General features: G+C 73.0%; 13 protein-coding genes. 6 read left to right on the top strand and 7 right to left on the bottom strand.

Annotation, left to right across the window (positions count from 1 at the left end; all coding sequences use genetic code 11):
- Positions 1–24: 24 nt before the first annotated feature.
- Entirely contained in the window at positions 25–882 is an 858-nt protein-coding gene (gene map / locus OG361_RS11730) for a type I methionyl aminopeptidase (RefSeq protein WP_405853266.1), read from the bottom strand.
- Positions 883–943: 61 nt separating this feature from the next.
- On the opposite strand from map, the gene OG361_RS11725 reads away from it, so the two are divergent.
- Positions 944–1,177, top strand: a complete 234-nt coding sequence (locus OG361_RS11725; protein ID WP_384573031.1) for a hypothetical protein — start codon at positions 944–946, stop codon at positions 1,175–1,177.
- Between the two features lie 198 nt (positions 1,178–1,375).
- Here the strand turns inward: OG361_RS11725 and OG361_RS11720 are convergent, their stop codons facing one another.
- Both OG361_RS11720 and OG361_RS11715 read right to left on the bottom strand, forming a co-directional pair.
- On the bottom strand, positions 1,376–2,680 hold the full coding sequence (locus OG361_RS11720) for an MFS transporter (protein WP_405853265.1): 1,305 nt from the start codon (positions 2,678–2,680) through the stop codon (positions 1,376–1,378).
- Between the two features lie 82 nt (positions 2,681–2,762).
- Positions 2,763–3,365 carry a hypothetical protein gene (locus OG361_RS11715; RefSeq protein ID WP_405853264.1) on the bottom strand — a complete coding sequence of 201 codons (603 nt, stop codon included), beginning with the start codon at positions 3,363–3,365 and terminating at the stop codon, positions 2,763–2,765.
- Between the two features lie 106 nt (positions 3,366–3,471).
- Here OG361_RS11715 and npdG point away from each other — a divergent pair, with 106 nt between their 5' ends.
- Both npdG and OG361_RS11705 read left to right on the top strand, forming a co-directional pair.
- Complete coding sequence (npdG, locus tag OG361_RS11710) at positions 3,472–4,194, top strand: NADPH-dependent F420 reductase (protein WP_405853263.1); 723 nt, start codon at positions 3,472–3,474, stop codon at positions 4,192–4,194.
- A 24-nt stretch (positions 4,195–4,218) separates the two neighbouring features.
- Positions 4,219–4,458, top strand: a complete 240-nt coding sequence (locus OG361_RS11705; protein ID WP_384573020.1) for a hypothetical protein — start codon at positions 4,219–4,221, stop codon at positions 4,456–4,458.
- Between the two features lie 38 nt (positions 4,459–4,496).
- Here the strand turns inward: OG361_RS11705 and OG361_RS11700 are convergent, their stop codons facing one another.
- Positions 4,497–5,291: a site-2 protease family protein gene (locus OG361_RS11700; protein WP_405853262.1), complete on the bottom strand. Its 795-nt coding sequence runs from the start codon at positions 5,289–5,291 to the stop codon at positions 4,497–4,499.
- A gap of 219 nt (positions 5,292–5,510) precedes the next feature.
- Between OG361_RS11700 and OG361_RS11695 the strand changes: the two genes are divergently transcribed.
- Positions 5,511–8,882: a BTAD domain-containing putative transcriptional regulator gene (locus tag OG361_RS11695; RefSeq protein ID WP_405853261.1), complete on the top strand. Its 3,372-nt coding sequence runs from the start codon at positions 5,511–5,513 to the stop codon at positions 8,880–8,882.
- 15 nt (positions 8,883–8,897) lie between these two features.
- Here the strand turns inward: OG361_RS11695 and OG361_RS11690 are convergent, their stop codons facing one another.
- The 3 genes from OG361_RS11690 to panB all read right to left on the bottom strand — a co-directional run bounded on the left by OG361_RS11690 (position 8,898) and on the right by panB (position 11,955).
- Complete coding sequence (locus OG361_RS11690; RefSeq protein ID WP_405853260.1) at positions 8,898–9,752, bottom strand: ABC transporter permease; 855 nt, start codon at positions 9,750–9,752, stop codon at positions 8,898–8,900.
- A complete protein-coding gene (locus OG361_RS11685; RefSeq protein WP_405853259.1) occupies positions 9,749–10,741 on the bottom strand; it encodes an ATP-binding cassette domain-containing protein in 993 nt (330 codons plus the stop codon). Before OG361_RS11685 ends, OG361_RS11690 begins: the two co-directional genes overlap by 4 nt.
- Positions 10,742–11,091: 350 nt before the next feature.
- Positions 11,092–11,955, bottom strand: a complete 864-nt coding sequence (gene panB, locus OG361_RS11680; protein WP_405853258.1) for a 3-methyl-2-oxobutanoate hydroxymethyltransferase — start codon at positions 11,953–11,955, stop codon at positions 11,092–11,094.
- A 229-nt stretch (positions 11,956–12,184) separates the two neighbouring features.
- On the opposite strand from panB, the gene OG361_RS11675 reads away from it, so the two are divergent.
- Both OG361_RS11675 and OG361_RS11670 read left to right on the top strand, forming a co-directional pair.
- On the top strand, positions 12,185–13,957 hold the full coding sequence (locus tag OG361_RS11675; RefSeq protein WP_405853257.1) for an MFS transporter: 1,773 nt from the start codon (positions 12,185–12,187) through the stop codon (positions 13,955–13,957).
- Positions 13,958–13,986: 29 nt separating this feature from the next.
- The gene (locus OG361_RS11670; RefSeq protein ID WP_405853256.1) at positions 13,987–14,757 is read left to right on the top strand and encodes a TetR/AcrR family transcriptional regulator C-terminal ligand-binding domain-containing protein; all 771 of its coding nucleotides are present in this window, start codon (positions 13,987–13,989) and stop codon (positions 14,755–14,757) included.
- The last annotated feature ends 122 nt before the right edge of the window (positions 14,758–14,879 follow it).

Genomic DNA, 14,879 nt, shown 5'->3' with positions numbered 1-14,879 from the left:
GTAAAGACCTACCCGCTGGGGCGGTCAGGGCAACGTGAGGATTTCGGCCCCGGTCTCGGTCACGACGAGCGTGTGCTCGAACTGCGCGGTCCGCTTCCGGTCCTTGGTCACCACGGTCCAGCCGTCGTCCCACATGTCGTAGTCGTGGGTGCCGAGCGTCAGCATCGGCTCGATGGTGAAGGTCATGCCGGTCTTGATCTCGGTGGTGTGGTGGGGGGAGTCGTAGTGCGGGACGATCAGGCCGGAGTGGAACGACGAGTTGATGCCGTGCCCGGTGAAGTCCCGGACGACGCCGTAGCCGAAGCGCTTGGCGTACGACTCGATGACCCGCCCGATGATGTTGATCTGGCGGCCCGGCCGCACGGCCTTGATGGCCCGGTTCAGCGACTCCCGGGTGCGCTCCACGAGCAGCCGCGACTCCTCGTCGACGTCGCCGCAGAGGTAGGTGGCGTTGTTGTCGCCGTGGACGCCGTTGATGTACGCCGTGACGTCCAGGTTCACGATGTCGCCGTCCCGCAGCACCGTGGAGTCCGGGATGCCGTGGCAGATGACCTCGTTGACCGAGGCGCAGAGCGACTTCGGGAACCCGCGGTAGCCGAGGGTCGAGGGGTAGGCGCCGTGGTCGCACATGTACTCGTGCGCGACCCGGTCGAGCTCGTCGGTGGTGACACCCGGGGCGATGTGCTTGGCGGCCTCCTCCATCGCCCGTGCGGCGATGCGGCCGGCGATGCGCATCCGCTCGACGGTGTCGGAATCCTGCACCTCGGGCCCGGTGTACGGGGTGGGTGCGGGCTTCCCGACGTACTCGGGACGGCGGATGGAGCCCGGAACGGAGCGGTGGGGGGAGAGCTCCCCCGGAACGAGAAGCGACTGGCCAGACATGCCAGCGAGTCTAACGACCGTGTCTGGGGCAGCATGGTCTCGGAGGAAGGAGCCGACGACGATGGCCCTGTTCAAGAAGCGCACCGTGGGCAAACCGGGCGAGTGGTACTACTGCCTGGAGCACAAGAAGGTCGAGGAGGGCCCCGAGTGCCCGGCGAAGAACCGGTTCGGCCCGTACGCCAGCCGTGAGGAGGCCTCCCACGCCATGGAGACCGCCCGCGAGCGGAACGAGGAGTGGGAGACGGATCCGCGCTGGCACGACAGCAACCGCACGGACGAGAACCCCGGGGCGTGACCCAGGGGCGCGATCCGGGGCCGTGACCAGGGGCGTGACCCAGGGGCGTGACCCCGAGGCGTAGCCCCCGGGCGTGACCCAGGGGCGTGACCCAGGGGCGTGACCCCGAGGCGTAGCCCCCGGGCGTGACCCAGGGGCGTAGAACCGCCAGGGTGCGACCCCGGGACCCGTGGCCCCCAGGGGGGTGGCCGGGACCGCTCAGACGGCTCCGGCCACCCCCTCCTGGGCGGCCTCCTGCTGGGCCTTGCGGCGCAGCGAGTCCTCGTCCGTCTCCGAGTCGTACGTGATCAGCTTCGGCAGCGCCAGGCAGAGCAGCCCCACCGAGGCGACACAGGCCACACCGCCCGACCAGACCGCCGCCCGGGTGCCGGTCCACCCGGCCGTCACGCCCGCCCTGACCTGGCCCAGCTGCGGGCCGACGCTGTAGGAGAGCACCTCGATGCCGGCGAGCCGCCCGCGCAGCTCCTCCGGGATCGTCTGGTTCCAGATCGTGGACCGGCCGAGTCCGCTCAGCATGTCGCCGGCGCCCGCGAAGGCCAGGCAGAGCAGCACCAGCCAGATGTTCCCGAACCAGCCCGCCGCCGCGATGGCCAGCCCCCAGCCGGCGGCGCCGCCGACCACCAGGAGCCCGTGCCGCCGGACCTTCGACGTCCAGCCGCTGGTCAGACCGAGCACCAGCGAGCCGACCGAGCCCGCCGCGTACATCAGGCCGAGGGACCACTCCGCGTCCAGCTCGTCCGCGAGGAACGGGAAGATCGTGTTCGGGAAGGCGAAGAACATCGCCGCGAGATCGATCGCGTACGTGCCGAGCAGCACCGGCCGCGACCAGGCGTACCGCGCGCCCTCCGCGATGCCCCGCAGCGAGGGCCGTTCCGCGTCGTGCGCGGGCGGCGCAGGGGAGAGACGGCGGCACATCAGCACCGAGACGGCGAAGCCGACGATCGTCACCGCGTACGCCGGGGCATGACCCGCGTACGCGACGACGAGCCCCGCGACCGACGGGCCCGCGATCGAGCCGATCTGCCAGCGCAGCGAGTTGAGGGCCGCCGCGGCCGTCTGGTGCTCGTGCGGCACGATCCGGGCGAGCAGCGAGTCGAGCGCGGGACGCTGGAGCCCCGCGAGCGCCGAGACCCCGGCCGCCACCACGTACATCGGCCACAGCATCGGCTCCGGCAGCAGCGCGTTGAGCAGCAGGAGCAGGGCGAGCAGCCCGAGCCCCGCCTCCGTACCCACGATCACCTTCCGCCGGTCGACGGCGTCGGCGAGCGCGCCGCCGTAGAGCCCGAAGACGACCAGCGGCACCAGCTCGACCGCGCCCATCGCACCGACCGCGAGCGGCGAGTCCGTCAGCTCCTTGATCTGGAGCGGCAGGGCGATCATCGCCATCGCGCTGGCGAAGTAGGTCACGAGCCCCTGGCTCCACAGGAGCCGGAAGTCGCGCGACGTGCGCCACGGCGCCAGATCGGGCAGGAGGGCGGAGAACTTCGAGAAGGCGGAGGACACGAGGGGCCATGTTCCGTACACCGGACGCCCGAGGCAACCGAATATGCAGGGTCGGCGGTGGCGTCCGCGGTGGGCCGGTCGCCTACCAGCGGGCCGGGGGCGGGGCCGTCAGCCGGTCCGCGAGGGCGGAGAGGCGGTCCAGGAAACGGCGGTCTCCGCGCGGCGCGGGCAGACTGTTCTCCCCGGCCGCCGCACTCACCAGGTGCTGCACCGTGTCCAGGTCCACCTCAGCCCCCTCCGCCACCGTGAGCGTCTCGTGGGCGAGCCCCCGGACCTCGGCGTCGCCCCCGTCCAGCGAGAGCACCGTCGCCCCCGCCCGCCGGGCGTCGTGCACCCGCTGGAGCAGCCCCTCGTCCGGCCGCTCCGGCGCCACCATCAGCAGCGTCGCCCCGCGCCCCGCCGTTTCGAGACGCCCGAGACCGACCGCCAGGTGCGCCGGATCACCCGGCCGCACCCGGTGCCGTACGAGCACGGGCGCCAGCTCCGGCAGCCCCGACCAGGCCGACTCGTCGACCAGGTGCGCCGCCAGGTGCCAGGGCTCGTACTCCTCCGTGCCGACGAGCAGCAGCCCGCCCCGGTGCGGAACGACCGAGGACCGGAGCGCGCCCGCGAAGCGGCGGGCCGCCCGCGGCCACTCCGTCCCGGCGAGCACTTCCCGCAGCAGCGCGACCCGTACGGCATCCATGGGGTGGCATCCTGCCGCAGCGGCGCCCCGAGCGCGGCCGGTTGTGGTGGGTTCCACCCCTACGGGACGGACACCGGCGGCCCGACCGGTCGGTAATGTCGGGCGCATGACTTCCTCCAGCGACTCCACCGCCACCCCCAAGGCGGCCCCCGCCGCCCCCAAGGACCCGTGGGACCTCCCCGACGTCTCCGGGCTCGTCGTCGGTGTCCTCGGCGGCACCGGCGAGCAGGGCCGCGGCCTCGCCTACCGGCTCGCCAAGGCCGGCCAGAAGGTGATCCTCGGCTCCCGCGCCGCCGACCGCGCGCAGGCCGTCGCCGAGGAGCTCGGCCACGGCGTCGAGGGCGCCGACAACGCCGAGTGCGCCCGCCGCAGCGACATCGTGATCGTCGCCGTGCCGTGGGACGGCCACGCCAAGACCCTGGAGTCCCTGCGCGAGGAGCTCACCGGCAAGCTCGTCGTGGACTGCGTCAACCCGCTCGGCTTCGACAAGAAGGGCGCCTACGCCCTCAAGCCCGAGGAGGGTTCCGCCGCCGAGCAGGCCGCCGCCCTCCTCCCGGACTCCCGGGTCGCGGCCGCCTTCCACCACCTCTCCGCCGTCCTCCTCCAGGACGCCTCCCTGGAGGAGATCGACACGGACGTGATGGTCCTCGGCGAGGAGCGCGCCGACGTCGAGCTCGTCCAGGCCCTCGCCGGCCGCATCCCCGGCATGCGCGGCGTCTTCGCCGGCCGGCTGCGCAACGCCCACCAGGTCGAGTCGCTCGTCGCGAACCTGATCTCGGTCAACCGCCGCTACAAGGCCCACGCGGGGCTCCGGGTCACCGACATCTGAGCCGGTCCCGGCGAGGCGCGAGGCATGGGGGACACTGGACGGGCACCAGCAGCCGTACCCGGACAGGAGCCGTCCCCCATGCCCCGCCTCGCCCTCTACGCCCTCGTGGTCTGCGCCCTGGCCGTCGCCGCGGCCGTCGTCTCCTTCGTCCAGGGCAGCTTCCTGGGTGTGATCTGGATCCTCCTCGCGGGCCTCTCCTCCAACATGGCCTGGTACTACATCCGCCGCGCGAAGATCGAGAAGTCGGCCGCCGCCGAGGGCTAGGGTGCCTGTCCGGCGGATCATGGCCGGGGGCCGCCCGGTCAGACCTGGCAGAACTCCGGGGTCTCCTGCCAGAAGCGGAACAGCTGCGAGCCGCAGTAGCGGGAGAGCTCCGGCACCCCGAGCGACCGCATCAGCGCGTCGATCGCGTCGAAGAAGGCCTCGTTGACCGCCGGCACGAAGAGCAGCGCGATCACGATGAAGAAGCCGTACGGCGCGTAGGGCTCGATCTGCCGCTTCACCTTGTACGAGAGCCAGGGCTCCGCCACCCCGTACCCGTCCAGGCCCGGCACCGGCAGGAGGTTCAGGAGCGCGGCCGTCACCTGGAGGAACGCCAGGAAGGCCAGCGCGTACTGGAAGGGCAGGGGCACACCGTCCAGCGCGTCCAGCCAGAACGGGGCCGTGCAGACCAGCGCGAAGAGGACGTTCGCCAGCGGGCCCGCCGCCGAGATCAGACTGTGCTTCCAGCGTCCCTTGATCCGGCCCTGGTCGATGAAGACCGCCCCGCCCGGCAGACCGATCCCGCCCATGATCACGAACAGCACCGGCAGGACGATGCTCAGCACCGCGTGCGTGTACGCCAGCGGGTTCAGGGTCAGATAGCCCTTCGCCCCGACCGTGATGTCCCCGCCGTGCAGGGCCGTGCGGGCGTGCGCGTACTCGTGGAGGCAGAGCGACACCACCCACGCCGAGGTCACGAAGAGGAAGACCGCCAGGCCGGGCGAGGCGGCGAAGTCCGTCCACACCGCCCAGCCGGTGACGGCCATGACGGCGACGATCGCCAGGAAGACGGGGCTGATCCGTCGTTCGTGGCGCCGGTTGGTGGCCGTGGTCATCGCGGGAACTCCCAGGGGACGGAGGGCTGGTGTGCGGGAAACGTACCGGGTGCCGGGCCGAGTTCCGGATCCGGGTGGCCGGCCCGGTTCCGTGGGGGACGGGCCGGACGCGCCGGGGGACGGCGGACGCGCTGAGGACGGCGGCCCGGACACACCGGGGACGGGCCGTGGCGCGCCCTGGTTCCGGAGTGGGGGGCCGTCTCACGGAGAATGGGGCCCGTGCGTTACTCCCTGCTCGGCCCGACCCTCGCCCACGCGCCCGACGGCACCGACGTGACCGTCGGCGGCCCGCGGGTCCGCGCGCTGCTGACCGTCCTCGCGCTGCGGGCCGGCCGGACCGTGCCCGTACCGGACCTCGTCGACGAGGTCTGGTACGCCGACGAGCCGCCCGCCGACGCGGTCGCCGCGCTCCAGGCCCTCGTCGGACGGCTGCGCAGGGCCCTCGGCCGCACCGTCGTGATCTCGGCCGACGGCGGGTACCGGCTCGACGCCCGGCCCGAGGACGTGGACACCCACCGCTTCGAACGGCTCGCGGGCGAGGGCGTGGCCGCGCTCGGTGCCGACGACCCAGGGCGCGCCGCCGCCCTCCTCGACGAGGCCCTCGGCCTCTGGCGCGGCCCCGCCCTCACCGACCTGCCGGACCGGGACACGGAGGCCGCGCGCTGGGAGGCCCGCCGCCTCGACGCCCGCCGCGCCCGGCTCGGCGCCGCCCTGGCCCTCGGCGAAGCGGCCGGGACCCTCCCCGAACTGACCGCCCTCAGCGCCGCCCACCCGCTCGACGAGCCCCTCCAGGCCCTCCGGATCAGGGCCCTGCGGGACACCGGCCGCGCGGCCGAGGCACTCGCCGCGTACGAGGCGGTCCGCCGCGCCCTCGCCAACCGCCTCGGCACGGACCCCTCCCCGGCCCTGCGCGCCCTCCACGCGGAGCTCCTCGCCCCGCAGCCGGCCGCCACGGCGAAGCCGCCCGCCCCCGCCCCCGCGACCGTGCCGAAGCCCGCCGTGCCCGGGAACCTCCGGGCCCGGCTGACCAGCTTCGTCGGGCGGGACGAGGACATCGCCGCCCTCCAGGAGGACCTGCGGACGGCCCGGCTCGTCACCCTGCTCGGGCCCGGCGGCGCCGGGAAGACCCGGCTCTCGCAGGAGGCGGCCGAGCGCGGGGCCGACGCCTGGCCGGACGGCGTGTGGGTGGCCGAGCTCGCCGCCGTCACCGACCCGGAGGCCGTCCCCGAGGCCGTACTCGCGGCCGTCGGCGCCCGGGAGACCGTGCTGCGCGGCGCGGGAGCCGAGGAGCTGCGCGGCGGGGGCGACCCGCTCGACCGGCTCGTCGAGCACTGCGCGGGGCGGCGGATGCTGCTGCTCCTCGACAACTGCGAGCACCTCGTGGCGGCCGCCGCCGACCTGGCCGAGACCGTGCTCGCCCGCTGCCCGGGGCTGCGGGTCCTGGCGACGAGCCGGGAGCCGTTGGGGGTGCCGGGGGAGGTGGTGCGTCCGTTGGGGCCGTTGCCGGTGGGGATGGCGTTGCGGCTGCTGGGTGAGCGGGGTGCGGCGGCGCGGCCGGGTTTCCGGGTGGCGGATGACGCGGGGGCGGCGGAGGAGGTGTGTCGTCGTCTGGACGGGTTGCCGTTGGCGATCGAGCTGGCGGCTGCGCGGTTGCGGATGCTGTCGGTGCGGCAGATCGCGGACCGTCTTGACGATCGTTTCCGGTTGTTGACCTCGGGTGCGCGGACGGTGTTGCCGCGTCAGCAGACCTTGCGGGCGGTGGTGGACTGGTCGTGGGAGCTGTTGGACGGGGCGGAGCGGGCGGTGCTGCGGCGGCTCGCGGTGTTCACGGGCGGGTGTGATCTGGGGGCGGCGGAGACGGTGTGCGCCGACGCCGACGCCGACGCCGACGCCGACGGCGAGGGCGACGGCGACGGGGACGGGGAGGTCGGGCCGGACGTTCTGGACGTGCTGGGTGCTCTTGTCGACAAGTCGCTCGTCGTCGCGGGGCCGGGTCCCGAGGGCGAGGGGATGCGGTTCCGGCTGCTCGAGACGGTGGCGGAGTACGCGGGGGAGCGGCTGGACGAGGCGGGCGAGCGGGCCGCGACCGAGCGGCGCCATCTCGCGTACTACCGCGAGCTGGCCCGCCGTACCGACCCCGAACTCCGCGGCTCCGGACAGGTCGCCGCCATCACCCGCTTCGGGACCGAGTACGGCAACCTCCGCACCGCCCTGCGCCGGGCCGTCGCCGCCCGCGACGAGGACGAGGCGCTCGTCCTCGTCCACTCCCTGCTCTGGTACTGGCAGATGCGCGACCTGCGCACCGACGCCCTGCACTGGGCCCGGGCCGCCGCCGAGCTCGGACCCGACCCGTTCGCGCCGCCCGCCGCCCCCGTCGTCCCCCTGCACGAGCCGTGCACGGCCGCGCCGCCGCCGCTCTCCGAGGAGCAGCGCTGGGAGGCCCGGCGCGGGGTGCGGCTCGTCGAACTCCTCAACATGGACCACGAGACCGGGCGCTGGACCAGCCCCGAGGGCGTGCACCGGCTCCGCGAGATGACCGCCGTGTACGAGCCCGGCCTGCCGCAGACCTGCCGGCTGCCCGGCTCCTTCGCCATCTTCGCGGTCCTCATCATCGGAGAGGCCGGCCGGCTCCGGGAGCTCCTCGACACGACCGTGGCGGCCTGCCGCCGGCACGGCTACGAGTGGGAGCTCGCCAACGCCCTCCAGATGCGCGCCAACATGTTCGCCAACCGGGCCGACCTGGCGGTCGTGGCGGCCGCCGACGCCGACGAGAGCCTGGAGATCTTCGTCCGCCTCGATGACGCCTGGGGCGCGGCGGAGGCGCTCGCCGCCCGGGCCGAGGCCCGCGAGCGGCGGCTCGAGTTCGAGGGCGCGGCCGAGGACTTCGCCGCCGCCATCGGCTACGCGGAACGGATCGGCGCCCAGTCGCAGATGGCGCTGTTGCGGGCCCGGTACGCCGGGACGCTCGTCGAGACCGGGCGGCTCGACGAGGGGGAGGCGATCCTGCGCGAGATCGTGGCCGGCGGCCACGGCTGGGGCCACGAACCCCTGCTCGGCGCCCGCATCTTCCTCGCCCTGGCGCTCGGCCGCAGCGGCCGTACCGCCGAGGCGCGCGAGCACCTGCACGCGCTGCGGGGGGAGTTCGGCTCCGAGACCCTCTCCATCTTCGAGGGCTTCACCCTCGGCAGCCTGGCCTGGCTGGACAACGTGGACGGGGAGTACCGCTCCGCGTTCGCCCTCGCCACGCAGGCGTACGAGCGCTCCCTCGGCTCCCTGTCGATGATGGTCGCCCCGCAGATGCCGGCGGTCCATGCGGTCGTCGCGGCCTGGGCGCTCGCCGGTCTCGGCGGTCCCTCCGCACGGTTCGCGGCGACGCTGCTCGGGGCCCGGGACGGCCTGCTCCCGGACGGGCACCTGCCGCCGCCGCTGGAGCGCGAGAACCTGGCCACGGCCACCGAACTGACCCGGTCCGTCCTCGGCGAGGCCGAGTTCGCCGCGGCACACGCCGAAGGCGGCGGTCTCTCTCTCGAAGAGACCGCCGCCCTGCTCGGCCGCGCCGCCGACGCGATCAGTGAGCGCGCCGAGTCCTGAATTCCGTTTCCCCGGTCAGGTCTTCTTGCGGAACTTGGTGACCGCGAGCGGCGCCGTGACGATCGTGATCACCAGCGCCCAGCCGAGGGTCATCCACACCGAGTGGGCGACCGGACCGCCGTTGATCAGGTTGCGGGCGGCGTCGGCGAGGTTCGACAGCGGGTTGTAGTCGGTGAAGGTCTCCAGCCAGCCCGGCATCGACGTCGTCGGGGCGAAGATCGAGGAGCCGAACTGGAGCGGCATCAGGACGAGCATCGCCATGCCCTGGACGGCCTGGGCCGTCTTGAGGGTGAGCCCGAGCAGGATGAAGATCCACATCAGCGAGGCCCCGAAGACCATCGACAGACCGATCGCGGCGAAGAGGTGGAGGACCGACGTGTGGATCTCCAGGCCGAGCAGGAAGCCCATGCCGAGCAGGATCGCGGTGGCGATCAGCATCCGGCCGACCTCGACGACGATCTTGGCGATCAGGACGGAGGACCGGGCGATCGGCATCGTCCGGAACCGGTCCATGACCCCCTTCTTGAAGTCGTCGTTGATGCCCACGCCGACGGCCATGGCGATGTTCATGCCCATCATCGCCATCAGACCGGGGGTCACGTAGTTGACGTAGACGTCGTTGTTGCCCTTGCCGGAGATGGCGCCGCCGAAGACGTACACGAACAGCAGGATGAAGATGATCGGCATCAGCACGGCGTCGAACATCGACTCCGGGTCCTGCTTGATCTGGAGGGCGTTGCGGCGGGCCAGGGCGCCGATGTGGCGGAGATTGGCCCGCAGCCCGATCCGGCCCTCGGCCGTGGGCGCGGGGCGCGTCGACGGCGGCTTCGGCGCGTCGACGGGGGACTTGGTGACAGTGGTCGTGCTCATGCGGCGACCTCCTCGCTGATCTCGTCGGACACGGCGGTCTTCTGGCCGGTGATCGCGAGGAACACCTCGTCCAGGCTGGGCAGATGGGTGCCGATGTGGGCGATGCCGAAACCGCGCGCGCCGAGCAGCGCCACCACGGCGGTCAGCTGCTGGTCGGTGAGGATCGGCACGTACAGCGCGCCCTCGTCGGGCACGACGGTCGCTCCGGCGATGCCGTCGAGACCGGTCTCGCGGAGCGCGGCGGCCATGGCGGGCAGCTGGTCCGGGTCGACCGGGCGGACCTTCAGGGTCCGGCCGCCGACCTTGGCCTTGAGCTCGTCGACGCCGCCCTTGGCGATGACCTTGCCCCGGTCGATGACGGTCAGCTCGCTCGCGAGCTGCTCCGCCTCCTCCATGTACTGCGTGGTCAGCAGGACGGTGACGCCCTCGGAGACCATCCGATGCACCTCGTCCCACACCTCGTTGCGGGTGCGCGGGTCGAGACCGGTCGTCGGCTCGTCCAGGTAGAGGACGGCGGGCTGCCCGATCATCGAGGCGGCGAGGTCGAGCCGGCGGCGCATACCGCCGGAGTAGTTCATCGCGGGCCGCTTGGCGGCCTCCGTGAGGGAGAAGCGCTCCAGCATCTCGTCGGCCCGGCGGCGGGCGTCCTGCCGGGACAGGTCGAGCAGCCGCCCGATCATGTAGAGGTTCTCCCAGCCGGAGAGCTTCTCGTCGACCGAGGCGTACTGACCGGTGAGGCCTATGGTGCGGCGCAGCTGGCGGGGGTGCTTCACCACGTCGTACCCGGCGACGGTGGCGGTCCCGGCGTCCGGGACGAGGAGGGTGGACAGGCAGCGGACGAGGGTGGTCTTCCCGGCGCCGTTCGGCCCGAGGACCCCGAGGACGGTGCCCTCCCGGACGTCCAGGTCGACCCCGTCGAGGGCCTTCGTCGCGCCGAAGTGCTTCACGAGGCCCCGGACCTCGACGGCGTTGGTGTGTGATCGCGTCATGGGGGCAACTAGACCAGGCGCCACCGACAATCCCCCGACAGATGACCGACAGCCCGCCGATGGGGGATGTCGGCGGGCTGTCGGAGGTGCCGCAGTGGCTCCAGGGGGTCTTGCTGCGGATCCAGGGGTGTCCTGCCGATCAGGCAGGACGCCCCTCGGTGGAAGGTGTGCTCCCTAGGCCCTGTCGTCAAAGTCCCGCCTGGGACGCGGCGTCTGGCACGCACGCTCGCCGCGTTGCCGAAATGCCCTAGTAGCTCCGCTACGAGGGCACCCCGGCGCCTTGCGATCGCACGCACCAGACGCCGCGTCCCCTGCCCTCCGGGCAGACGGCGCTACTTTGACGACAGGGCCTAGTGGAAGGTGTGTTCCTCGGCGGGGAACGCCCCGCCGGAGACGTCCTCCGCGAAGGCGCGCGCGGCGTCGCCGAGCGTCTCGCGGAGGTTGGCGTACTGCTTGGTGAAGCGCGGGACCTTGCCGCCGGTCAGGCCGGCCATGTCGGTCCAGACGAGGACCTGGGCGTCGGTCCCGGCGCCCGCGCCGATGCCGATGGTCGGGATGTGCAGCGAGCGGGTGACCTCGGCGGCCAGCTCGGCCGGTACGAGTTCGAGCACGACCGCGAAGGCGCCCGCGTCCTGCGCCGCCTTCGCGTCGTTGAGCAGCCGGTGGGCGGCCTCGTCGCTACGGCCCTGCACCCGGTAGCCCATGGTGTTGACGGACTGGGGCGTCAGGCCGAGGTGGGACATGACGGGGATGCCGGCCTGGACGATCAGCTCGGTCTGGGCCAGGGAACGCTCGCCGCCCTCCAGCTTGACCGCGTTGACCCCGGCGTCCTTGATCAGCCGGGTGGCGTTGCGCAGGGCCTGGACGGGCCCTTCCTGGTACGAGCCGAAGGGGAGGTCGCCGACGACGAGGGCCCGCTTGGTGCCCCGTACGACCGCGGCGGAGAGGATCGTCATCTCGTCCATCGTGACCGGCACGGTGGTCTCGTAGCCGAGGTGACAGTTGCCCATCGAGTCGCCGACGAGGATCACCGGGATGCCGGCCTCGTCGAAGACGGAGGCGGTCATCGCGTCGTAGGCGGTGAGCATGGGCCACTTCTCGCCGCGGGCCTTGGCGGCGGCGATGTCGTGGACGGTGATGCGGCGCGTGCCCTTGCCGCCGTACAGCGCCTTGCTGCTGTCGGCGGGCGGTTTCTGGGCAGCCTGAAGCGTCATGGTGAACGGCTCCTTCGTCATCTCGAGGCGCCCTGACGGCGTCCCCGGACCACATCCATGGTGGCACTTCGCCGTGCGGGCGGGGAAGTGGGCCGGAGTGGCGCTGTTCACACCGGCCGCCGCATCGGCCTGTTCGCGCCGGTCCGGCCGCGCCGGCGCACCGTAAAACCTCCGCAAGGTTTTTCGATACGAGACGGTCTCGTATCGAAATGAGGCTAGGGTGAGGACCATGTCGCAGCCGTCTCCCGTCTCCGCGCCGCCCCGGGTCCCCGAAGCCGTCCACCGCCGCCGCTGGGCCGTCCTCGGCGTCCTGATGCTCAGCCTGCTGATCGTCGTCCTCGACAACTCGATCCTGAACGTGGCCGTCAAGACGATCGCCGCCCCCGCGCCCACCGGCATCGGCGCCACCCAGAGCGAGCTGGAGTGGTCCATCAACTCCTACACGCTCGTCTTCGCCGGACTCCTCTTCACCTCCGGCCTGCTCGGCGACCGCCTCGGCCGCAAGAGGGTGCTGCTCTTCGGCATCACCGTCTTCGGCATCGGCTCCGCCCTCGCCGCCTTCTCCGGCTCCCCGGGCGAGCTCGTCGCCTACCGGGCCGTCATGGGCCTCGGCGCCGCCTTCGTCATGCCCGCGACCCTCGCCGTCCTCATGAACGTCTTCGAGCGCGACGAGCAGCCCAAGGCCATCGGCATCTGGGCCGGCAGCGTCGGCCTCGCCATCGCGATCGGGCCGATCACCGGCGGCATCCTGCTCGAACACTTCTGGTGGGGATCGATCTTCCTCGTCAACGTGCCCGTCGTGCTCCTCGCCCTCGCCCTGATGATCTGGCTGGTTCCCGACTCCCGGGACCCGAAGCCGGGCCGGATCGACATCCCCGGCGTGCTGCTCTCCGTCCTCGGACTCGTCCTCCTCGTGTACGGGATCATCCGAGGCGGCGAGCTGGCGAGCTTCACCGACGTCACCGTCCTCGCCCCGGTCATCGGCGGCCTCGCGGTCCTCGTCCTCTTCGTCCTCCACGAGCGGCGCAGCGACCACCCGGCCATCGACATGGCGTACTTCAGGAAGCCCGCCTTCGCCGCGGCCGTCGCCGCGATCGCGCTGGTCTTCTTCGCGCTCATGGGCGTGACCTTCTTCTCCGCCTTCTACCTGCAGAGCGTGCGCGGCTACAGCGCGCTGGAGTCCGGGCTGCTCATCCTGCCGCTCGCCGTCGCGCAGATGGTGTTCGCGCCCAGGGCGCGGCTGGTCGTCGACCGCTTCGGCGCGAAGGCGGTGTGCACCGCCGGCATGCTGCTCGTCGCCGCGGGCCTGGCGGCCTTCGCCCTCTTCGACGCCTCGACGCCGGTGTGGGCGCTGGAGGTCGTCTTCTTCCTCCAGGGCGCCGGCATGGCGCACATCATGCCGCCGGTGACGGTCGCCGTGATGCAGGCCCTGCCGCGGGAGAAGGCGGGCTCGGGATCGGCCGTGAACAACACCTTCCGGCAGGTCGGCGGCGCCATGGGCGTGGCGGTACTCGGCTCGGTGCTCTCCTCCACGTACCGCGGCGAGATCGAGCAGCACCTCGGCGGAGTGCCGGCGGCCCTGCGCGACACGGCCGGCGAGTCCATCGAGGCGACGCTCGCGGTCGCGGAGAAGCTCGGCCCGGCCGGCCGGAACCTCGTGGCCCCCGCCTACGAGGCCTTCCTCGACGCCATGCACGTCACGGCGATCGCCTCGGCGGTGATCGCCCTGGTCGGCGCGGCCGTGGTGGCCGCCTTCCTCCCGGGCCGCACGCCGCGGGACCCCGCGGCGGCGGACGGCACGGAGCCGGTCTCCGGCCCCGCGACGACGGACGGCGCCGGTACGGCTTCCGGTCCCGTGCCGGCCGACGGCGCCGGTACGGCTCCCGGCGCTGCGACGGCCGACGGCGCCGGTACGGCTCCCGGCGCTGTTCCGGACGGCGGCGACCGGCGGGCCTCGGTGCCCGCACCCGGCGCCGAGGCGGGAGAATCAGCCCGTCGATAGCCAGTCACCGGAGGAGAGGCGGAGCACGCGTGTCGCTGCAGGACGGCGGGACCCCGGAACCCCACGACGACGGGCCGGGGCCCGTGGACCGCGGAGGCCAGGGCCCGGAGACCGAGCCGGGGGCGGCCCCCGCCGGAGCCGTACCCGGCGGGGACGTCTCCGGCGGGGTCGTACCCGGCGGGGACGTCCCCGGCGGGACCGCCCCCGCCCCCACCGCCGCGCGGCGCGGGCGGCCCCGGAGCGAGGCGGTCGAGCAGGCGATCTTCGACGCGGCCATCGGGCTCCTGGAGAGCGGTACCCCGCTCGCCGAGCTGTCCATCGAGAAGCTCGCCCGCACCGCCGGCGTCGGCAAGGCCACGATCTACCGACGCTGGCCGGGCAAGGAGGAGCTCTTCGTGGAGCTGCTCCGCTCCGTGGAACCCCCGGACCCGGTGCTGCCCGGCACCTCGCTCCGGGACGACCTCGTCACGCTCCTGGAGTCGCTGCGACAGCGCGGACTCGCCAAGCGGAGCTCCGCCCTGCTCCACAACGTGTTCTCGCAGATGCAGCTCTATCCCAAGCTGTGGCACGCCTACCAGCTCACCGTCATCGAACCGCGCCGCCGTCTCGGCCTCGACGCGGTACGGCGCGGGATGGACCGGGGGGAGATCCGCGACGACCTCGACGTCGAGTTCGTGAACGACCTGTTCACGGGCCCCCTGCTCCTGCGCACCGTCATCCGCCCCGGCGCCACCCTGGAGCCCGGCCTCGCCGAGCGGGTCGTCGACGCCGTCCTGGACGGCCTCCGCCCGCGTACCTGATCCGCTGCGAACCCGATCCGACCCGCACGAATGTGCGCGTTCTGTCACAGGGGTACCGACCGCGCCACCTGCAGGAACCCGCCACGCTGCTGTGTCGTCCCTGGGGGAGTACGACGGACCCG

This window comes from Streptomyces sp. NBC_00090 (genome assembly GCF_045160815.1).
In the GTDB taxonomy this organism is placed as follows: Bacteria; Actinomycetota; Actinomycetes; order Streptomycetales; family Streptomycetaceae; genus Streptomyces.
Note: the sequence above shows the minus strand (reverse complement) of the source record. Positions and strands in the feature narration are given on the sequence as shown.